A 20,275-nucleotide genomic window follows, 5' to 3' on the forward strand; every position below is an offset into this window, starting at 1 on the left:
GCGTCGGACATCCGGGCGGACGTGGGCCGCTCAGCAGGTAGGGACGCCTCCCTGCCCCGACAACGGCGTTCCCGGCGACACCGGTTGCCCCGGGTGCGAGGCTGGCCGGATGCAGACGCCGTCCTCCGTCCAGCAGTTCGTCCTCTTGGTGCTTCTCGTCCTCCCGGGGGTCACGTTCCAGTACCTGCGCGAGCGGTGGCGGGGCCCGGTGCCCGGTGAACGCCAACTCGGCGAGCGGGTGTTGAGAGCCGTCACGGCGAGCGTGGCACTGGACGCCGTGTACGCCGTGGCCGTCGGCCCGCACCTGGTCGGCACCTTCCGCCCCGAGAAGGACGGCGGCTCGCTCTTCACGGCCCTCGCCGAGCAGCCGCGGGCGGTCGGGCTGTGGGCCGGGCTGCTCTTCCTCGGCGTGCCCGCCGCCGGCGCCGCGGCCGTCTCCTGGTGGCAACGACGCCGCACGACAGCCGTCTTCCGCCCCGCTCCCACGGCCTGGGACCACGTCTTCGGCCATTCCGGCGACGGCAGGCCGTGCTTCGTCCGCGCACGGCTCAAGGACGGCACGTGGGTGGGCGGCTGGTACGACAGCCGTTCGTACGCGTCCGGCTACCCCCACGCCTCGGACCTCTTCCTCCAGTGGTCCTACGAGATGGGCAGCGACGGCAGCTTCGGACCCCCGGTCACGGGAACCGCCGGTGTGTACCTGCGCGTTGAGAACATCGACGTACTGGAGCTGGTCGACGCGCCGTAGCCGTCCGGCCGCACGGCCACCAGCCCGTCAAGGAGGAGGGGACCCCAGTCATGTCCGATCAGCGCGTGCCGGACGAGGAGCTGACCGCGCAGGAGCGCGCCTGGCTCGACGCACCGGGAGACGACCGCGGTTTCCAGCCGACCGGTCCCGAGGCGGGGACGGTTTCCACCCCGCCGGCGCCGCCCGGCGGCAGGGCCGGCGCCTCGCCGATGCCGCAGGCGGAGGCCGAGCCCGCACCGGCGGCGCCTCCTGCCCAGCCGGCGGACGGCTCCGGCACGTCGGCGGGCGACCAGGACTGAACAGCCACCCACCGCGCGCCGTACCCTGCGCCCCTGCGCCTCGGGGCGGGCCCCTGCGCCTCCTCGTCCCAGAGCCGGAACCGCGCGAGGCGCCGCCGTCGCTCCTAGAAGCCCGGCGGCTCTCACGCGGTGGCCGGGGCGGCCGGGCCGACCAGTTCGGACAGGACGTCCTCCATGGTCACGAAGCCGATGACCTTGCCGCTCTCCCCGACGACGGCGGCCAGATGGCTGCCCTCGGCGCGCAGGGCGGTGAGGGCGTCGTCCAGCGGGGTGTCGATGCGCACGCGGGTGACCTTGTGCAGCGCGGAGCGCGGGAAGGGCCGGTCGCGGTCGGTGGCGCCCAAGGTGTCCTTGATGTGCAGGTACCCCAGGACGACGCCGTCCGCGCCGGTGACCGGGAAGCGCGAGAAGCCCGCCTCGGCCGCCAGCCGTTCCAGCCTGGCAGGGGTGACCGAGTCGTCGACGGTACGCATCCGCTGCGCCGGGACGACGATCTCGCCGACCGGCCGGGTGCCCAGCTCCAGCGCGTCCCGCAACCGCTCGCCGTCGGCCGGGCTGAGCAGGCCGGCCTCACTGGAGTCGACGACCATGCGGGCGAGCTGGTCGTCGGTGAAGACCGACTCGACCTCGTCCTTCGGCTCCACCCGCAGCAGCTTGAGCAGGGCGTTGGCGAAGGCGTTGATCCCGAACACGAACGGCCGCAGCGCCCGCGTCAGCGCCACCAGCGGCGGGCCCAGCAGCAGCGCACTGGGGACCGGGGCCGCCAGCGCGATGTTCTTCGGCACCATCTCGCCGATCAGCATGTGCAGATAGGTGGCGAGGGTGAGCGCGATGACGAACGCGATCGGGTGCACCAGGCCGTGCGGAATGTGAGCGGCTTCGAAGCCGGGCTCCAGCAGGTGCGCGATCGCCGGCTCGGCGACCGCGCCCAGCACCAGCGAGGAGACGGTGATGCCGAGCTGGGCGGTGGCCATCATCGCGGACAGGTGCTCCAGTGCCCACAGCGTCATCCGGGCCCGCTTGTCGCCCGCCTGGGCGCGCGGCTCGATCTGGCTGCGGCGCACCGAGACCAGGGCGAACTCGGCACCGACGAAGAACGCGTTGGTGAGCAGGGTCAGGGCGCCGATGGCCAGTTGCAGCGCGGTCATCGGGCTTCCTCCATGAGCTGGGCGGGCAGGGCTGCCGACTCGGTGAGGCGTATCCGGTCGGCGCGGTGGTGCTCGACCTCCAGCACCTCGAGCTGCCAGCCGTCGAGGTGCACGACGTCTCCCTTGCCGGGGATGCGGGCCAGACGCGTGGCGATGAGCCCGGCGACCGTCTCGTACGGCCCTTCCGGCGCGCTGAGTCCGATGTCCGTGAGCTGGTCGAGGCGGACACTGCCGTCCGCCTCCCACACCGCGCGCCCGTCCCGCGTCGCCGGAGCGGGGACGAGGTCGGGTGCCTCGAAGGGATCGTGCTCGTCGCGCACCTCGCCGACCACCTCCTCGACGATGTCCTCCACGGTCGCCACACCCGCCGTGCCGCCGTACTCGTCGATGACCACGGCCATGGTGCGGTGCTCGCGCAGCCGCTCCAGCAGCCGGTCGGCGGTGAGGCTGTCGGGTACCAGCAACGGCTCCGCGGTCAGCTCCGTGACCGGCGTGGCCGCCCGCTTCCCCGGCTCCAGGGCGAGCACGTCCCGGATGTGGACGGTCCCCACCACCTCGTCCAGGCTGTGGCGGTAGACCGGGAAGCGGGACAGCCCGGTCGCGTGGGAGAGGTTCGCGGCGTCGGCGGCGGTCGCGTGCACCTCCAGGGCCTTCACGTCGACCCTCGGCGTCATCACGTTCTGGGCCGTCAGTTCACCCAGGTGCAGGGTCCGCACGAACAGCTCGGCGGAGTCCGCCTCCAGGGCTCCCTCGGCGGCCGAGTGCCGGGCGAGCGCGCCCAGTTCCTCGGCGGTACGGGCGGAGGCCAGTTCCTCGGCGGGCTCCAGACCGAGGCGGCGGACGAAACGGTTCGCGGTGCCGTTCAGGTGCCCGATGAACGGGCCGAACGCGGCCGTGAACACGCGCTGCGGACCGGCGACCACCTTGGCCACCGCCAGCGGCCGGGAGATCGCCCAGTTCTTCGGCACCAGCTCGCCCACCACCATCAGCACGACGGTGGAGACGACCACGCCGAGCACCGTCGCCACCGACGAGGCGGCAGCGCCCAGGCCGATCGCCCGCAGCGGGCCGCGCAGCAGCGCCGCGAGGGACGGCTCGGCGAGCATGCCGATCACCAGGGAGGTGACGGTGATGCCCAGCTGGGCGCCGGACAGCTGCAGCGTGAGACGCCGTACGGCCTTCAGCGCACCGTCCGCGCCACGCTCGCCCGCCTCAGCGGCGCGCTCCAGGTCGGCGCGCTCGACGGTGGTCAGCGAGAACTCGGCGGCGACGAACACCGCGCAGGCCAGTGTGAGCAGGAGGGCCAGCAGGAGCAGCAGGACCTCGGTCACCGTGCCACCCCCGCTCCCTCGATCGCGGGAGTCCGGCGGGCCGTGGCACGGCTGGTACTGGGAGGCTCACCCATCGGGGGTACGTCGCTCCTTCTCGTTGCACAGGTGGACAGTGGGTGGAAACAGGATCGCCTGCTTCTACACCAACTGTAAAGGAGTCGCAAAGCGCGTCCCCCGCCCACCCCTGCCCGGCGGAGTACGGATCACCGCGGCCGGTGGCGCCGCAGCCGGACGGCCGTGATGGCGTGCCGGTGGACCTCGGCGACCTGAAAGGTCCAGTCCGCGAGCCGGACGCTGTCTCCCGGCTGCCCGGGCAGGTGCCCCAGCTGTGCCAGCACGAGGCCGGCGACGGTCGTGTACGGGCCGTGTGCGAGATCCCCGATGTCGATGCCCAGGTCGGGAAGGTCATGGACCGGGAAACCGCCGGGCACGAGCAGGGACCCGTCGGACTGGGTCCTGACGGTCGTCAGGTCGGTGTCGGTCTCGTCGTAGATCTCGCCGACGATCTCCTCCAGCAGGTCCTCGATCGTGACGATGCCGTCGACGGAGCCGTGCTCGTCGACGACGAGGGCGAACTGCTGGTGGGCGGCCATCATGCGGCGGAGGGCTTCGGAGACCTTGGTGAAGTCGGAGAAGTAGGGCGCGGGCCGGGCGAGGTCGGTGACGGGTGCGGTGTCGTCGGCGGTGGTCAGATCGCGCAGGTGGACGATGCCGACGACGTCGTCGATACGGCCGGAGCGCAGGACCGGGGCGCGGGAGTGGCCGGAGCGGGCCAGGTCGAGCCGGGCCCGAGCGGCGGGCAGATCGTCGGGCAGGCCGAACACGGCGCGGCGTGGGACGACCACGGCGCGCAGGGTGCGTTCGTGGATCTCCAGGGCGCTGGACATGATGGTGCGCTGTTCCGCGGTGAGGCCGCGCTGACTGACGACCATGTCACGCAGTTCCTCGGTGCTCGGAGGCCTGCGGGTCTCGCGCGGATCGCCCCCGAACATCCGGACGAGCAGGTCGGTGGCTCGGCTCAGCGCCCAGACGGCAGGACGTGCCGCCGTGGCCAGGACGTCCAGGGGAGTCGCCGCCAGCAGGGACCACCGCTGCGCGTACTGCATCGCCAGCCGCTTGGGAGCCAGCTCGCCCGCCACCAGGGTCACGAAGGTCAGAACCAAGGTCACCAGGGCGATGGCCAGCGGCTCCGCGGCCCCGCCGGCGAACCCGAAGAAGGGCGCCAGCGGCTCCGCCAGCGATACCGCGGCCGTCGCAGAGGCCAGGAAACCGGCCAGGGTGATGCCGATCTGGATGGTGGCCAGGAACCGGTTGGGGTCCTGAGCGAGGCGCACCAGCCGCGTCTCCCGTGCTCCGCCGCCCTCGCGCAGCCGGCGCAGTTGGCTCTCCGTCAAGGAGACCAGCGCGATCTCGGTGCCGGCGAACAGCGCGTTGAGCACGATCAGCGCTGCGATGAGGGCGATGTCGAACCCGTACCCGTCCATGCTTCCACCGTGTCACCCAGCGGGCTGCTCCACCGCACGACAGGCGCACGTCAGCGCACGTCAGCGCACGACAGGCGCGCGGGCCGGGCTCGTGACGCGTTCCCAGGGGCCGTCGGCACCACCGGACGGCACTCCCCGCGCGATGGCCCTCGCCGTGCGCGGTCCCGCCCTCGACCGGCGCGCACCCTCCCGCCGCGCAGGCGCCCCCGCACACGCAGGGCCCACCGCGGCCCGCTGTCCGCCGTGTGTCAGCGACGGGCGTCCGCGCCCCGCACCACCGCCACCGGACCGTGCGCGTGATGCAGCAGTGCCTGGCTGACCGACCCCAGCAGCAGCCCGGCGATACCGCCCCGTCCCCGGGCGCCGACCACCGTCAGCCGGGCGGAACGGCTCGCCTCGATCAACGCCTCGCGCGCCCCTCCGTGCACCACCTCGTGCCGTACGGTCACATCCGGGTGGCGCTCCCGATGGCCGGCCAGCACCTCGGACAGCAGGCGTTCCTCGCCCTGTGCGAGACCGGCCGGTCCGTCCGCGGAGCGCACCGAAACGTCCCGCGCGGCGGGCATCGGCGTGTTCCGCGCGGTCCGGGCGTGCACGGCCACCAGACCGGTCCGGTGCAGCGCGGCCTCGGCGAAGGCGAAGTCCACCGCCCGCTCTCCCGCCGGGGAGCCGTCGACGCCCACCGCGACCGGGCCGTCCGCACGCGGCTCCTCCCGCACCACGAGCACCGGGCACCGGCCGTGCGCCGCCAGATGCACCGCCGTCGAGCCCACCAGGAGCCCGGTGAACCCGCCCGTCCCGCGGGACCCGACCACCACCAGCTCGGCGGCACGCGACTGGACCTCCAGCACCGTCAGGGGTTCACCCGGCACCACGGCGGTCGAGACCGTCACCTCCGGCTCGGCGGACCCGGCGCGCCCCACCGCCTCGGCCACCAGCCGCTCCACCGCGCTCCGCACACCACCCGCCGGCGGGCCCAGCGGCGACGAACCCGGCGGCGGATGCATCGCGGGCCACAGGAAGGCGTGCACCACCCGCAGCTCGGCGCCTCGCAGCCGCGCCTCGTGCGCCGCAACCTCCACCGCCGCCAGGCCCGACGCCGACCCGTCCACACCCACAACCACCCGACCGGCCACGATGCCTCCCGGATCCCGGACGCCAGCCCCCTCACCACCACCTTCACGCCGTCCGCTCCGCCCCGCCAGAGAAACCCGGGCCCATGGCCGGGACCCTTCGGTCCCTCTCCCCGTCCCCGCCCGCACGTCTCGGACGGGGCCCGGCTGCAGGGAGCACCTCGCCGCGCGCGGCCTCGCAAGAGCGGGTTTTCGGCCGTTTCCCCCGTCCGCGGGCTGACCATGCTTCTCCCGGCCCGCCACGGCTCTATGCTTCTACTCGTTTGTAGAAGGCCCGCGGCAGGGCCGGGCCTCACGCACGCGGAAGAGGACACGCATGGCTTCGATCGACCTGGACAAGGTGCTCGACAAGGCCTGGGCGGACAAGAGTCTGTCCGAGATCCTGGCCGCTCCGGTGGGGGCGCTCAAGGGTGTTTCCGACCGGGACGGCGAGCTGCTTCAGGAGGCGTTCGGGGTCAAGACCGTAGCCGACCTGGCCGAGTTGAAGTACGTCCGCTGGGCGCAGGCCCTCGCCGCGCTGGATGCGGCCAAGTAGCGCCTCCGCGCACACAGCCGCGGGGCCGCGCGCCCGCCCCGGCGCGCGGCCCCGCACCCGAACGAGACACACGCACGCATAAGGAGTGGACGCCATCATGGTGTTCAAACGACTGCTCGGATCACTGGGCGTGGGCGGACCCACCGTCGACACGGTCCTCGACCCGGGAGCCGCCCGCCCCGGCGGCGCGCTGACCGGCCAGGTTCACCTCAAGGGCGGGGACGCGGACTTCGACATCGAGCACATCACCCTGGAGCTCGTGGCGCGGGTGGAGGCCGAGCACGACGAGGGCGAGAGCGAGGGCGTCGTCGCCTTCGAGCGGTTCACCGTCGGGGGAGGCTTCCGGCTCGGCGCGGGCGAGCAGCACGGCGTCCCGTTCACCGTGACGCTGCCGTGGGAGACACCCGTCACCGAGCTCTACGGACAGGGCCTGGGCATCGTCCTCGGCGTACGCACCGAGCTGGCGGTGGCCGGCGCGAAGGACAAGGGCGACCTGGACCAGCTGAACATCGCCCCGCTGCCGGCGCAGGAGGCGATCCTGGAGGCCCTCGGGCAGCTGGGCTTCGGCTTCAAGTCCGCCGACCTCGAGTACGGACGCATCGGCGGCACCGGCCAGCAGCTGCCCTTCTACCAGGAGATCGAGCTCACCCCGGCGCCGCAGTACGCGCACCAGGTCAACGAGATCGAGGTGACCTTCCTGGCCCACCCGGGTGGCATGGAGGTCGTCCTGGAGGCCGACAAGCGCGGTGGCCTCTTCTCCGGCGGCCATGACGCCCTGAACCGCTTCACCGTCGGCCATCACGACTCCCGTGACTGGAACGCCGAAGTGGACGGCTGGATCCGCCAGTTGGTCGAGCAGCGCGCGGCGCACGGGTCCCATGGCGCCTACGGTCACGGTTCCCACGGTGCCTACGGTCACGGTGACCCGTACCCCGGGCACGGGGACGGCGGACACCACGGTCACGGTGACCACCACGGCGGCCACCACCGTTCCGGCCCCGGTATGGGCACCGTCGTCGCCGCGGGTGCCGCCGGACTCGCGGTCGGTGTCGTCGGCGGCATGGTCGCGGCCGAAGTCGTGGACGAGGTCGGGGACTTCTTCGAGGGCGAAGAGGAGGACGAGGGCTGACACCGGGCCGCCCCGGCGGAGGGCCGAGGGCGCGGCAGCAGGGAGCGGGAGGCGCAGGTACCCGCTCCCTGCTGGTAACTTCTACAGTGCTGTAGAGGAAACGCCGCCCGGAGCATCCGGTCCGGGCGTCCTCCCGACCCGTACGGAGTTCTCATGACCCTGTGGGACCGCCTCAAGGAGTCCGCATCGACGATGCAGACCCAGCTCATGGCGAAGAAGAACGACCTGAAGAGCGGCGCCTTCCGCGACGCGAGCATGGCGATGTGCGCGCTGGTCGCCGCCGCGGACGGAACCGTCGACCCGTCCGAACGGCAGCGCGTGGCCCAGCTCATCGCCACCAACGAGGTGCTGCAGAACTTCCCCGCCGACGACCTGCGCCGCCGTTTCGAGGAGAACCTGAACAAGCTCACCGCCGACTTCGACTTCGGCAAGGTGAGCGTCATGCAGGAGATCGCCAAGGCCAAGAAGAAGCCGGCTGAAGCCCGGGCCGTCATCCAGATCGGCATCGTCATCGGCGGCGCCGACGGCGACTTCGACAAGGACGAGCAGGCCGTGGTCCGAGAGGCGTGCTACACCCTCGATCTGCCGCCGCACGAGTTCGACCTCTGACCGACCCGGACCGCGCGTCCGGCCGGCGCCTCTTCGGCGCCGGCCCGGCGCGATCCGGGGGAGCGGAGCAGCCGCGCCGGACGCCGGCTGATCCGCGGGGCGGAGCCCTGTGGTGTCCCCCGGCGCGGAAACCACCCGCACCCGCGCCGAACGCCCGCAGACCTCCGCGTCCACCTTGTACCGCCCGTCCGCGTCGGTCGCCGAGTCGCCGAGCGGGCGCCGGTCCGCACCGGAGCACGCCTGCCCGAGCGGGCGGATCGTGCAGGTCTCCCCGTACCCGAGCGCCGGCGCGGCCGAACGCCCCGCCTGCCGCTCTCCTCGGTGCCCCGGACGGCACCCGGCCGGCTCCGGAACTCACCTGCTCCGGAGCTCACCTGCTCCGGCAACTCACCGGCTCTGGCGACTCGCGGCGGACGCCCGGGAGCCGGTCGCGGTCCCCGCGGGGTACGCGGGCCGGTTCCGAATGCGGCGCCCGGGCGGGGAGGGGCATGGCCGGGCTCCGCAGGGCGTCCTGACGGCCGGCTGGTGCTGGTCGGCTCTCTGCTCGCGTTGCCCGCCGCGGCGAGAAGCGTCACCGGACACCCGCCCTGCTCATCGAGCGCCCCTGACGCCCGCCGCCCGCGTCAAAGAGGCGTGGCCGCGTGCAGGATGAGGGCCATCGTCACGGCGGAGTTCGCCGAGGACATCGCCGACACGACCGCCCCCGCCGCCGCGCCCCACGCCGCCACACCCACCGACGTGAACAGCGGCGGCCAGCTGCGTACCGCGGGGGCGGGGCCCAGCAGCGCCGCCACCCGGCGCGGCACCGGGCCCGCCGCAGCCACGCCGGCCAGGGTCGCCACCGGAGTGCCCCGGGAGACCAGGGCCGCCTTGCCGATCGCGCACGCCACGGTCCGGCGGCTGCCGACGGCCCGGGCCGCGTCCTCGTCCGCCCATCGCTCCGCGGTGTACGACACCGCCGTCCGCAGCGGACGCAGAAACGGATTGGCCTGCGCGGCCAGCCGGGCCGCGAGGAGGAAGCGGTGGTGGCGGGCGGTCAGATGGGCCCGTTCGTGCGCGAACAGGGCCCGGCGCTCGGCCGGTTCGAGGCAGTCCAGCATGGCCGTGGTCACCACCACGCGGTCCCGGCGGCCGCCCGGCAGCGCGTAGGCGTAGGGAACCACGTCCGGAAGGACGGCCACCTCGGTCTTCCGCAGCCCGGTCAGCGCCCGGTGGGCGCGACGGCGCACCCGCCCGTGCCGCCACAGCGTCCGGCCGCATGCCACCAGCACCGCGCACAGGGCGGGAATCGCCGCCTTGCCGACGACCTCGTCGTACGGGACCGCCTCGCGCACCTCGGGGTCGGACCAGCCGTCCGGCAGCGGGTTGCCGGGCAGTTGGGCGGTGCCGACCACCATCACCAGGCCGAGGCACAGCGTGCTGCACGCAGCCATCAGAGCGGCCACCCCGGTCAGCAGCCGGGTCGCGGTCCGCGGATGCAGATGCTGCTCGGCCAGGCGCGCGATGGGCCACGCCGTCAGGGGCAGCACCAGCGGCAGAAAGACGAACACCCCCATGAGGCTTCAGTCTTCCCCTTCGCTCCGTGGCTGACCCAGCAGTTCCCGCAGCAGCCGTTCGTCGTCGGGCCCCAGGCCGGTCACGAAACTGGCCAGCACGGCCTCCCGGTCGCTTTCGGAGTCCAGCACCCTGCGCATCCTGTGGGCGGCCAGCCCTGCCTGGTCCGACGCGGAAGTCCAGGTGAAGGAGCGCCCCGCGCGCTCCCGCGTGACCGCCCCCTTGGCCAGCAGCCGGGTCAGGATGGTGATGACGGTCGTGTAGGCGAGGTCTCCGCCCAGTCGGTCCTGCACCCAGCCGGCCGTCGCCGGTCCGTCCGCCTCCCTGAGCGCCGACAGGACCAGTGCCTCCAGCTCACCCTGCCCCCGTCGCCGGGGACGCTGCCGCTGTTCCGTCACGCCCTGTCTCCCTTCCACCGCCGTCCGTTTCCCGAGCCGACATCGTATAGACGCATCCCGGGGCACTGCGGCGTCCGGCGAGTCTCGACAAGCCCGTCCTGGCCTCTACGAAATTGTAGAAGCTGCGCTGCTCCCGGCCGTCCTGCCCGGTCGCGATCGAGGCGGCTGTGTCGGCATGACGTTCACCGGCATCGCCGGTGCCTTCGTCGGCGGCCGGCTGTCGTCGCACCTGTTCGACCTCGCACCTGTTCGACCTCGCGCGTTCTCGACCGGCCGGTCCGGCGGGAGTTCTTCGACGTCGCGACCTGGGGCTCGGCCGTCGCGGGCGCGCTCGTGCTGCTGATGGCCCATCGCCTTCCCATCGGCGATGCACGGGACTGGCGAGGGAGGACCGCGCGACCGGACCGAACCCCGGGGGTGGCCGCGTCCCCCTTCCACTTTCTCTACAGTGATGTAGATTCGTGAATCGTGGCCCGTGCCGTTGGCCTCGATCGCACCTGCCGAGAAGGAGCACGCAGTGGGAGTTTCCCTGTCCAAGGGCGGCAACGTCTCGCTCAGCAAGGAGGCGCCGGGCCTCACCGCCGTCCTGGTCGGTCTGGGCTGGGACGTCCGCACGACCACCGGCACCGACTACGACCTCGACGCCTCCGCCCTGCTCCTGGACGCCTCCGGCAAGGTGCCCTCGGACCGGCACTTCGTCTTCTACAACAACCTCAAGAGCCCCGACGGCTCGGTCGAGCACACCGGCGACAACCTCACCGGCGAGGGCGAGGGCGACGACGAGACCGTCAAGGTCGACCTCGCCGCCGTACCCGCCGAGGTCGACCGGATCGTGTTCCCGGTCTCCATCCACGACGCAGAGAGCCGCGGCCAGAGCTTCGGCCAGGTCCGCAACGCCTTCATCCGGGTCGTCAACCAGGCCGGCGGCGCGGAGATCGCCCGCTACGACCTGTCGGAGGACGCCTCCACCGAGACCGCGATGGTCTTCGGGGAGCTCTACCGCCACGGCGCCGAGTGGAAGTTCCGCGCCGTCGGCCAGGGATACGCCTCCGGACTGGCCGGCATCGCCACCGACTTCGGCGTGAACGTCTGACGCCATGCGCACACGGTGCCGGACCGGCATCCGAACGGGGCCGGCCTGGCGCGGCCTCCGCGCGGCACCGAGGACGTCAGCGAAGCCTTCCACCCGTCAGGAGACCATGTGGCCGCTCCACCGTGCCGTCACCCGGAGGGCAGGCCGGACTTCGAGGCGGTGCCGCCCCTGGCGCTCGGCGCCGCGTACCCGCAGGCGGAGCTGAGGGCCGACCCCACCGGCCGGACCCATCGCGGGCCGGCGCCTGTGCGCGCTCGGAGGCGTCGAGGAGACAGCCGAGCAGACAGCCGGGGAGACAACCGCCACGGCCCGTGCGAAGTATGGCGCGTACCTCGCCCTGCGGACACCGGCACGGCCGGGGCCGCCGCGCCGCCCCGACCCCCGCAGCCTGCTGCCCGCCCTGGCGGTACCCACTCCGCTCGTGGCCACCGCATCCGCTGCGGTCCTGCTCCTCCTCGGCCACCTGCTCCGGCTGTCCGGCACGAAAAGCGCCCTGTCCGGCACGGAAAGCGCCCGGCCCGACTCGCTGGGCGGAGCCGGATGGGTCCTGCCCCTGAGCGGGCACCAGCGCCCTGCTCGCCTTCGCCGCACTGCCGAGAACGGCGGTGGGCGGCCGTGACGGGTCTGCGCGGCCCTCGCGTCCGCCGCGGACACGGCCGGACGGGCACCAGCCCGGACATCAGGCCCTGCTCGAGCGGGGCATGCTGACCAACCTGCGCCGGCCCCGGCGCGAAGGCCCGGCCCAGTGCCGCGCCTTTCCGTGGGCCGCCCACACTTCCCCCTCCCACGACGCACGCACCATCAGTAACCCAAGGAGCACCCGTCCCATGTCGGTGAATCTGAACAAGGGTCAGCAGATCAGCCTCAGCAAGTCCGACGGGACCGTCCTCAGGTCCGTCCGCATGGGGCTGGGCTGGCAGGCCGCACCCCGCAAGGGCTTTCTCGCCAAGCTCACCGGGACCCGGGAGATCGACCTGGATGCCTCCGCCGTCCTCTTCGCCGCCGGCAAACCCACGGACGTCGTCTTCTTCCAGCATCTGATCAGCGACGACGGCTCGGTCCGGCACACCGGCGACAACCTCACCGGCGGCGTGGGCACGGGCGACGACGAAGCCATCCTGGTCGACCTGGCCCGCGTGCCCGGCCACATCGACCAGATCGTCTTCACGGTCAACTCCTTCACGGGCCAGACCTTCGCCGAGGTGCAGAACGCCTTCTGCCGCCTGGTCGACGAGACGACCGGTGCCGAACTGGCCCGCTACACGCTCACCGGCGGCGGCGACCACACCGCCCAGATCATGGCGAAGGTCCACCGCTCCGGCGGCGGCTGGCAGATGAAGGCCATCGGCGAACCCGCCACGGGCCGCACCTTCCAGGACCTGCTCCCGGCCATCTCCCCCCACCTCTGAGCGTCACCGCCGCCACACCCGCGCCGCCCCGGCCCCGGGCCCGGTCCCGGAGAAGAGAGCAGGACACCATGTTCGGACTGAGCGAACTCGCCGTCATCCTCATCGTCGTCATAGCCGTCATCGTCGCCAAGAAGGGCCCTGAACTGGCCCGCTCCGCAGGCAAGTCGGCCCGCATCCTGAAGGCCGAGGCCCGTGCCATGAAGAAGGAGGAGAACGAGACGGCGCCGGACGCGCCGGACACGTCGGGCACGTCTCCCAGGATCATCCCGGGGGAGACCGCCATGCCGGGCACCGGCTCGACTGCTCCCGGTACGGAACGGCCGCCGGCGCCCGCGCCCGAACGAACCGAGCACGCGGGCGGTACGCCCCCGCGGGACGTCAGTCCGTAGGGCACTGCTCTCCCAGGACTGATTCCCTTTCGGACGGGCAGTCGCAAATCACCGCCAACGAATGGATTATGGGACGGACATGGAGATCTCAGGCATCATCAGCGCCCTCGTCATCGGCATCGTGATCGGCGTCCTCGGCCGGCTCGTCGTGCCCGGCCGCCAGCGCATCGGCGTCCTCTGGACCATCCTGATCGGCATCGTCGCCGCGTTCGCCGGGACGGCCGTGGCGTCGGGCTTCGGCGTGGCCGACACCGACGGTGTCGACTGGATCGAGTGGCTCTTCCAGATCGCCCTCGCCGCCCTGGGCGTGGCGGCGGTCAGCAAGGTGAAGCCACGGCGCTGAGCCGCTTCGCCGGGCGGGCGTTCGCATCGCGAATCGGCGACGCCCCTCTGGGGCGGGCCGAGGAAGTCACGGGAGCGCCCGCCGCAGTTGAGTGACGACGTCCACGAAACCTTCCGCGCCATGACCGAGGCCGAAGCCCCCGACCTGTCAGGACGCGGACGCCTGACCCTGACCCTGCCCCTGTTCCGGCTTCCACGTGGCCGTGACCGTCAGATGCGCCTGCCCGCTGCCACTGACAATGCCGAGTTTCAGGTCGTGTCCGAGCTGGACGCCGAAGGTGACGGACACCTCGCCGGGCGGGGTCGCCCCCGTGACGACCGCGTCGTGCACATCCTGGACCAGCGAGCCGAGGGGCTGCAGCGTCGCACGCAGCGCGGCGGCGACGGCAGCGTCCGCCCGCCGGTTCCTGGAGACAGGAACGAGCGGGCCCATGCCGTCCGGTGCCCTCTCAGCGTCGGAGACGGGACGCCCCGCGGGTTCGACCAGGAAGCGAACTGTGGTTCCGTCCGAGAGCGCGAAATCCTGTGCATCGTTCATGCGGATCATTCTGGGGGAGAGACCATGGCCGGACAGCGGAGTTACCGGACTCGGTCGCAGCCCTCTCTCATGGCGGCAGGTCAGGAACAGGGCGGCTGTTCCGGGGTCCCGTCCGGGAGCAGTTTGCGCTCGGCGGGTGTGTAGTCGCGGCTCGCGACAGCGCACAGGGCCCGGAACTGGGCCTCGGGACGGAGGTCGAAGGACCGGCGGCGCAAGGTCAAAGGCTCCTGCACCGCTCCGAGGATCACCGTCAGGCGGCTTCCCCGCACGGAGGCCGCTGCCCCGTCGGGGACGTGCAGAGTGGTGGAGTTGCCGGCATCGGACAGGTCATGGATCGTCACTTGGCCTTTGCGCGAGGTGAGGACACGGTCCCCGTCGCTGATGCCGATCAAGCGCCCGTCCGCGGCACCGGGCGCCCTGCCCTGCAGTTGCCTGCGCCCGTCGACGTCCCACACCCGCACCTCTCCGCCGCTGTTCTGGACGGCAAGACGGGAACCGCGCTCGTCGAAGGCGAGCGGACCGTTCGACGGGTCGTCGCTGGTGAAGAACGGTGCCGTGATCAGGAGCCCTGACAGGGTCTTGATGTGCCGGGGCGCTCGGAGGTCCCACAGCAGGACGTCACCGAACGCGGCGCCACGCCGCGTCACCGCCGCGACCTGACCGGGATGGTGCGGCCGAGCGATGAGCCGGCCCCGGGTGAAGATGTCGTCCAGGGTGCCGGCGCCCGCCCGATCCGGATCGGGATAGGCGGGGATCGGCCGTGTCAGGAGGCTCGCGTCCGCGGCGTCGACCCGGGCGAGGTGACCGTCGACCGTCAGCAGCGCCAGCTCGCTGCCGCCCAGGGCTGCGACTTCCTCCACCTCGTCCCCTTGATGCCCTTGTGCCTTCGCTGACGCCTTCGTCCCGGGCAGCACACCGTCGAGTGGCACCTTGTCCTTCAAGTTCCGTACCGGGTAAGAGGCGAGAAGGTTGCCCTGCCTGCTCCACACCACGACCCGCTGCGAATCCGCGGTCCAGGAGGGCACCCAGGTCGACGCGCCGTTAGCGAACGGAAGCGGTACGGACTGCCGCCGGGTGCCGGACAGGTCGACGAGCTGCAGGCTGCGCCTGTCCGCGACGGCCACGAGGCTCTGGTCCGGGGACATGCTGGAGGCCACGTCACCGTCCGGGGCGGTGAGGTGTCCACGCGGGTACCGCTCGGCGCGCACGATCATGAGCGCGGTGCCGAGCGGCGCCAGGACGACCGCCTCACCGTCGTCGCGGGGTACCACCGCGAGACCCGCGCCCGAGAGGTCCGCGTCACGGGCGCTGGGAATGCGGGCGATGTGGGCTCGCCCGGTGTTGAGGTCGGTCAGGATCTTCTCGTCGTAGAGCCCCACGTCGGTGCCGCTCGAGGAGTCGTCCGACGACACGTGGAAACGCCGGGTGCTGTCCATGAGCCCGGAGACGTCGGGAAGGTCGGTGCGACGGCCGGGGGTGGCTCCGAGCGGCTGGGAGTACGAGGTGTCACCGTCCTGACGGACGAGGAGTTCGCCGCCGGCCTCCAACCTGGCACCCGAGCCCAAGTCGTTGTCGACCGTGGCGGTGTACCGGAGCCGAGACCTGCGGAGGTCCTTGATCTCGATCCGCTTGTCCTCCGCGCCGGGGGTGTACCTGATGGTCGCGACGGAATCCGGGTCGGAGGTGAACGCCGCCTCCGCCACGCCTCTCTCGGGGACGAGCCCGTCCGGTACGCGGATGCGAGCACCCGACGCGGTCTCCCATGCCTCGGCGAACGCAGGCGGGCACTTCGGGAGTGGGGAGCAGCCGGACGAGGGCTTCACGGTCACCAGGAGCCGCTCGCTGTCGCTGCTGAAGTCCAATGTGCCGTTCACCGGCCCGGCCGACGTGTGGACCGTGCGCAGCAGTTCGGGGTGAAGGGAGCCGTCCAGCCGCCACAGGCGCACCACGTCATGGGAGCTCATGGCGGCGAAGAAGCGGCCGTCCGGGCTCAGAGCCGTCTCGCGGACCAGTCCCTTGGGGACCCCGCTCAGCACTCGTGTCCGTGGCGTTCCGTCCAGGGCACCGGTGACCACGGTGTACATGGGGTGGTCGCTGCTGCGCGTCGACGCGACCACCAGCACACGACCGTCCGGTGTGGCCGTCATGCCCGTGGCGCGCCCCTTCCAGACCGACGGGTGGCTGGCCAGCAAGTGCTGTCCACGCACGTACTGATTCAGCAGCACCTGACGTGTCGTCGCGGTCGGCTGGGCGTGGTAGGCGGCCAGCGCGAGCTGAAGCGCCGTGGCGGGATCGTCCGGCGGGCGCGCCTCGGATGCCTGCGCGAGGAGGCCCGCGGCCTGGAGACGAAGCTGCTTCTCGGCACGCTGCAGGCCGCGCCAGGTGGAGATCGCCAGGACGACCGAGAGCGCCGTGAGGACGGCGAGTACTCCTACCGCCGCCCTGCGAACCCGGATCCTGCGCCGGGAGTGACGGTGGCTCAACTGAATGTAGGTGCGCTCCTCTGCGGAGATGTCCTGGCGGTGTCCCTCGAGCTTGAGGTCCGCCTCGGCCAGGTCCGCGCCGCTGAGCAGGCGCGCGGGATCGCCCTTCTGGGCCTGCCAGCGGCCCACATCGGCGCGGAGTTGCTCCTGCCAGGCACGGAAGTCCCGGGACTCCACGAGCCATGTTCGAAGGAGCGGCCAGAGATCGGTCAGTGCTTCGTGTGCCAGGTCGACGATCTCCTCCTGTCCGGATTCGCCCGGGGCGTGTGACAGGACGAGGAGTTTCCCGGATCGGGTCAGCTCGCGGACGAGTGCGAGGAGTTCCGGAGCGAGTTCGGTGGTGCGGGCGGGCCTGCGGACGAAGGCGTCGCCGTCCCCCGGCCTGGCCAGCTGCGCGAACAACCGGGGAGCAAGCTGTCGCTGCTTGCGCGTCAACTCGGCGTACACACCGTCCGCGTGCCCGACCAGGGCCCCCGCCACGCCTCCGAGCGCGTCGTAGGCGGCATGGGTGAGCATCGAGCCGCTGCGCTGGTTCCACAACTCGGTCAGGGCGAACTGGACCAGCGGCATCCGCCCGGGCTCGTTGCCCGCGTCCGCGACGATCCTGTCGGGCAGTCCCGGCTCGAACCACAGCCCCGGTACGGCGTCGACGGGAGCGGTCACCGCGCGCCTCAAGTCGTCGTCGCTCAGCGGCGCGAGGAACTGCACGGCATCGCTGACGACGTCGGACGTACCAGCCGTCACCAGCACCTCCAGGGAGTCGGGACGCGCCGTGGCGACGACCCGCAGGGCCGCCGCGCCTCGCCGGCCGGTGAGGCCGGAGAGCATGCGGAACAGCTCGCGTGCTTCGGCCGGCTCGGCGCGTGCGTACTCTTCGAGCTGGTCGACGAAGAGCACGTGCCCGGCGCTCGGGCCGCGGGCCAGGAGCCGGACACGCAGCTCCGCGAGGACGTCGTCGCCGTCGCCGAGGAGCTGGGCCACATCCTCCGCCCTGGTCAGACGATCGATCTCGCCGAGCCCCGGCTCCAGGACATCGGTCAGGGCGCGGGCGAGAACGGAGGCCGCCCGAGCGCCCGGGACGGGACGCAGTTCGGAGACGCTGACACCTTCGCCCCGCGACCGGGGCAGCACCCCGGCCCGAATCAGGGAGGACTTCCCACATCCCGAGGGCCCCACCACCAGCACCACCGGCCGCTGGTGAAGGGCCTCCATCACCCGGCCGGTGTCGGCGTCACGGCCGTGGAAGAACTCCGCCTGTTTCTCGGTGAAGGGCTCGAGTCCTTGAAAGGGGCAGCGGGCCGGCATGATGTGCTCGTCGATCAGAGCGGCCGACGGCAGCAGATAGGCGGTGCTCTCCCCGCGGTGCGCGGCGACGGTCATGCCGACGACCCCGCCCTGGGTGTCGTCCCACACCGGGGAACCGCTGAATCCCTCCGTGACGCGGGGCCCCGGAAGGTGCGCCTCCATCTGCAGGAGCCCGGCGCCCTGGCCGGCGCGCAGGGTGCCCCGCACCCAGACTCCCTGGTCCGCGCCATCCGGGTGTCCGAACACCCGGAACGGATGCTCCCAGACCGCGGTGCCGTCGACGAGCCCCGCCGGCCTCGCGCCCTCGACAGGCCGGTCGAGCCGCAGCAGGGCGACATCGGCTCCACCGAGCCGCCAGGAGAGCACACTGGCCCGCGCGGAGGGGCGGGCGGACAGGAGCGGGAAGTCGAGGTTCACCGACCCTCCGGGCGCCTCATCCACGGGCGCCGGGAGGGCCAGGGCCTCTTCGACGACGTGTGCGCAGGTGCACACCAGGTCCGCGGCGATCAGGAATCCGGCGCCGGACACATCTCCGGAGACCGAGCGTATCCGCACCTGCGAGGTCCCCAGAACATCGCTCCGCCACTCCGCGGCCATGGTCCTGCATCCCTCCGTCTCTGGACAACGGACCCACGATCCACCGCCAGTGCGGGGCAACACAACTCGCCTCGCTGGTACTGCCGTTGATGACTGGAAGCATGTCGAACTCGCGCGTTTCGGGCAGCTGCTCGGACGAAATCGACGACGTCGGCGGAGCACTGCGGACGATGAAGGGCCCGCGCAGGCCGGAGATCGGTTCTCCGGGACGGAGCCGATGCTGTCCGCGGGAGCAGATGCTCGGTCCGAAGCCCGTCGCTGGGCCGGGGAGTGCGGGGCCGCCGGGGCCCGGGGAGGAACTGACACCCGCGAGACACCGATGCGGCGCACCCGCCGGTCGCGGCGGTGTTTAGGGAGAGAGGAACCCAGCGATGAGACTGCCGACCCCGACCCCGACCCCGACCCCGCCCCCTACCCCGACGCCGAAGGCACGGCCGACCGCGGCGGTTGTCGCGATGGACGTGCCTCGGGCCGGCGTGGTTGGGGGGGGGAGTCCTACCCGCTATTACTCCACGAACGGGAAACGCCCTCCCCCTTCGCGGAGTCGGACTGCTTACCGGAGGTCCGTCACGGCAAGCAGACGCTGGAGTGCCTTCCATGGGCCATCCGGGCACGACAGGCGCAGCCCGATGACTGACTCGGCGGGTTGTCGGCCGGCCGCCCGCTCACGTCTCCCTCTTCGGCGCGTAATCCGCCTCCTCCATCCCGAAGGTCCAGGCGACGCCCTCGCGCGCGGTGCGGACCCGTGGGGGGACCCGCAGCCAGTACACGCGGTGGGTGCCGTCGGGCTCCGGCGTGGAGTTGACCACTTCCACCATGGCCAACGGCTCGTCGCCGTCCAGTTCGATGCGCCAGAGCACGCCTGCCTCGTCCCGCTGCACGGGTTCGGCGCCGGACTCCGCCAGATACCGGTCGTAGCCGTAGTGCTCGAGCATCACGCGGCGCAGCTCGGCGTTCTCCTCCTCGCGTATCCGCGAGGGCGTCAGACCGGCGAGTTCGGCAAGGAACTCGGCCGGGACCGGCATGCCGCGCCAGGCGTGCAGGGCGAATCCGTCGGGGAAGGCCAGCGCCGGTCCGTCCGCGCGGTCGAGCCTTCCCGCCTCGTCCCGGTGCAGTTCCACGGGGCGTTCGCAGACGACCGCGGTCCTCTCGTACGGCCACCACCAGCCCGCGGCGCGCGTGACGGCGGCGATCCCGTCGAGCGTGTCCGCGCCGTCCTGGCCGTCGAAGGCGGCCAGCCAGGCCGCGTCGTGCTGGCCCAGGACCGCGTCGAGCAGCACGAGCCGGACGGCCTGCTCACCGCCCTCCTCCTCTGCCGAGGCATCCACCACAGCGGTGCGGATGCGCTCGGTCAGCATGGTGGCGCCGTCCCACAGCTGGGCGCCCGTCAGCGCCCAGTGCTCGGCCCAGCCGGCCGGCCCCAGCCGGTCCAGGACACGCTCCCGGACGGCGGCCCACGGCCGGGTGCGCACTGCCTCGCGGACGCTGCGGCCGGCCGATCCGTCCGCCGTGACCCGGGCGGCCAGGACCGCGCCCTCGCGGGGCGAGTCCGCCCAGACGATGCGCTCCGGCTCGGGCAGGCCCGCCAGCCGGTAGGCGAGGCGCACGCCCGCCTCGGCCGCCGGGCGGTCCGCGGGGCCGGTGGCCGAGGCCACCTGACGCCACCCGGCCGCGGTCTGCGACTGTCCGGTATCCGGCTGTGCGGTCTCCAGCTGTGCGGTCTCCATCGGTGTCGTCACCGCTCCACTCCC

Annotated in this window: 18 protein-coding genes and 1 pseudogene; 10 read left to right on the top strand and 9 right to left on the bottom strand. The window is 72.4% G+C overall.

Annotated elements, in window-relative coordinates:
- Positions 1 to 109: 109 nt before the first annotated feature.
- Together ABZY20_RS35360 and ABZY20_RS35365 are read left to right on the top strand one after the other, a co-directional pair.
- Complete coding sequence (locus ABZY20_RS35360) at positions 110 to 748, top strand: DUF6338 family protein (protein WP_356447324.1); 639 nt, start codon at positions 110 to 112, stop codon at positions 746 to 748.
- Positions 749 to 798: 50 nt separating this feature from the next.
- Entirely contained in the window at positions 799 to 1,047 is a 249-nt protein-coding gene (locus ABZY20_RS35365) for a hypothetical protein (RefSeq protein WP_356447326.1), read from the top strand.
- Between the two features lie 122 nt (positions 1,048 to 1,169).
- Here the strand turns inward: ABZY20_RS35365 and ABZY20_RS35370 are convergent, their stop codons facing one another.
- The 4 genes from ABZY20_RS35370 to ABZY20_RS35385 all read right to left on the bottom strand — a co-directional run bounded on the left by ABZY20_RS35370 (position 1,170) and on the right by ABZY20_RS35385 (position 6,146).
- Positions 1,170 to 2,195 carry a hemolysin family protein gene (locus ABZY20_RS35370; protein WP_356447328.1) on the bottom strand — a complete coding sequence of 342 codons (1,026 nt, stop codon included), beginning with the start codon at positions 2,193 to 2,195 and terminating at the stop codon, positions 1,170 to 1,172.
- Positions 2,192 to 3,526: a hemolysin family protein gene (locus tag ABZY20_RS35375; protein WP_356447329.1), complete on the bottom strand. Its 1,335-nt coding sequence runs from the start codon at positions 3,524 to 3,526 to the stop codon at positions 2,192 to 2,194. Before ABZY20_RS35375 ends, ABZY20_RS35370 begins: the two co-directional genes overlap by 4 nt.
- A gap of 203 nt (positions 3,527 to 3,729) precedes the next feature.
- Positions 3,730 to 5,010 carry a hemolysin family protein gene (locus ABZY20_RS35380; RefSeq protein WP_356447331.1) on the bottom strand — a complete coding sequence of 427 codons (1,281 nt, stop codon included), beginning with the start codon at positions 5,008 to 5,010 and terminating at the stop codon, positions 3,730 to 3,732.
- A 248-nt stretch (positions 5,011 to 5,258) separates the two neighbouring features.
- Entirely contained in the window at positions 5,259 to 6,146 is an 888-nt protein-coding gene (locus ABZY20_RS35385) for a universal stress protein (RefSeq protein ID WP_356447333.1), read from the bottom strand.
- A 313-nt stretch (positions 6,147 to 6,459) separates the two neighbouring features.
- Here ABZY20_RS35385 and ABZY20_RS35390 point away from each other — a divergent pair, with 313 nt between their 5' ends.
- The 3 genes from ABZY20_RS35390 (at position 6,460) to ABZY20_RS35400 (ending at position 8,416) form a co-directional block, all read left to right on the top strand.
- Positions 6,460 to 6,678, top strand: a complete 219-nt coding sequence (locus ABZY20_RS35390; RefSeq protein WP_356447335.1) for a hypothetical protein — start codon at positions 6,460 to 6,462, stop codon at positions 6,676 to 6,678.
- A gap of 97 nt (positions 6,679 to 6,775) precedes the next feature.
- Complete coding sequence (locus ABZY20_RS35395; RefSeq protein WP_356447337.1) at positions 6,776 to 7,807, top strand: sporulation protein; 1,032 nt, start codon at positions 6,776 to 6,778, stop codon at positions 7,805 to 7,807.
- Between the two features lie 153 nt (positions 7,808 to 7,960).
- On the top strand, positions 7,961 to 8,416 hold the full coding sequence (locus tag ABZY20_RS35400) for a TerB family tellurite resistance protein (RefSeq protein WP_356447339.1): 456 nt from the start codon (positions 7,961 to 7,963) through the stop codon (positions 8,414 to 8,416).
- 623 nt (positions 8,417 to 9,039) lie between these two features.
- Here the strand turns inward: ABZY20_RS35400 and ABZY20_RS35405 are convergent.
- Together ABZY20_RS35405 and ABZY20_RS35410 are read right to left on the bottom strand one after the other, a co-directional pair.
- The gene (locus tag ABZY20_RS35405) at positions 9,040 to 9,972 is read right to left on the bottom strand and encodes a M56 family metallopeptidase (RefSeq protein WP_356447340.1); all 933 of its coding nucleotides are present in this window, start codon (positions 9,970 to 9,972) and stop codon (positions 9,040 to 9,042) included.
- A 6-nt stretch (positions 9,973 to 9,978) separates the two neighbouring features.
- Positions 9,979 to 10,368, bottom strand: coding sequence for a BlaI/MecI/CopY family transcriptional regulator (locus ABZY20_RS35410; protein WP_356447342.1), 390 nt, complete (start codon positions 10,366 to 10,368; stop codon positions 9,979 to 9,981).
- Positions 10,369 to 10,480: 112 nt separating this feature from the next.
- On the opposite strand from ABZY20_RS35410, the pseudogene ABZY20_RS35415 reads away from it, so the two are divergent.
- The 5 genes and pseudogenes from ABZY20_RS35415 to ABZY20_RS35435 form a co-directional block, all read left to right on the top strand.
- Positions 10,481 to 10,746, top strand: a pseudogene (locus tag ABZY20_RS35415) (hypothetical protein); the annotation flags it as partial.
- Positions 10,747 to 10,885: 139 nt separating this feature from the next.
- Positions 10,886 to 11,461, top strand: coding sequence for a TerD family protein (locus tag ABZY20_RS35420; protein ID WP_356447344.1), 576 nt, complete (start codon positions 10,886 to 10,888; stop codon positions 11,459 to 11,461).
- 827 nt (positions 11,462 to 12,288) lie between these two features.
- On the top strand, positions 12,289 to 12,870 hold the full coding sequence (locus tag ABZY20_RS35425) for a TerD family protein (RefSeq protein ID WP_356447346.1): 582 nt from the start codon (positions 12,289 to 12,291) through the stop codon (positions 12,868 to 12,870).
- 68 nt (positions 12,871 to 12,938) lie between these two features.
- On the top strand, positions 12,939 to 13,259 hold the full coding sequence (locus ABZY20_RS35430; RefSeq protein WP_356447348.1) for a twin-arginine translocase TatA/TatE family subunit: 321 nt from the start codon (positions 12,939 to 12,941) through the stop codon (positions 13,257 to 13,259).
- Between the two features lie 79 nt (positions 13,260 to 13,338).
- Positions 13,339 to 13,602: a GlsB/YeaQ/YmgE family stress response membrane protein gene (locus tag ABZY20_RS35435; protein WP_356447350.1), complete on the top strand. Its 264-nt coding sequence runs from the start codon at positions 13,339 to 13,341 to the stop codon at positions 13,600 to 13,602.
- 147 nt (positions 13,603 to 13,749) lie between these two features.
- On the opposite strand, the gene ABZY20_RS35440 is transcribed toward ABZY20_RS35435, so the two are convergent.
- The 3 genes from ABZY20_RS35440 to ABZY20_RS35450 all read right to left on the bottom strand — a co-directional run bounded on the left by ABZY20_RS35440 (position 13,750) and on the right by ABZY20_RS35450 (position 20,251).
- The gene (locus tag ABZY20_RS35440) at positions 13,750 to 14,148 is read right to left on the bottom strand and encodes a CU044_2847 family protein (RefSeq protein WP_356447352.1); all 399 of its coding nucleotides are present in this window, start codon (positions 14,146 to 14,148) and stop codon (positions 13,750 to 13,752) included.
- 71 nt (positions 14,149 to 14,219) lie between these two features.
- A complete protein-coding gene (locus ABZY20_RS35445) occupies positions 14,220 to 18,455 on the bottom strand; it encodes a trypsin-like peptidase domain-containing protein (protein ID WP_356447354.1) in 4,236 nt (1,411 codons plus the stop codon).
- A gap of 734 nt (positions 18,456 to 19,189) precedes the next feature.
- Positions 19,190 to 20,251: a DUF6745 domain-containing protein gene (locus tag ABZY20_RS35450; protein ID WP_356447387.1), complete on the bottom strand. Its 1,062-nt coding sequence runs from the start codon at positions 20,249 to 20,251 to the stop codon at positions 19,190 to 19,192.
- Positions 20,252 to 20,275 lie beyond the last annotated feature (24 nt).

Source organism: Streptomyces sp. NPDC006624 (assembly GCF_040611555.1).
Lineage (GTDB): Bacteria > Actinomycetota > Actinomycetes > Streptomycetales > Streptomycetaceae > Streptomyces.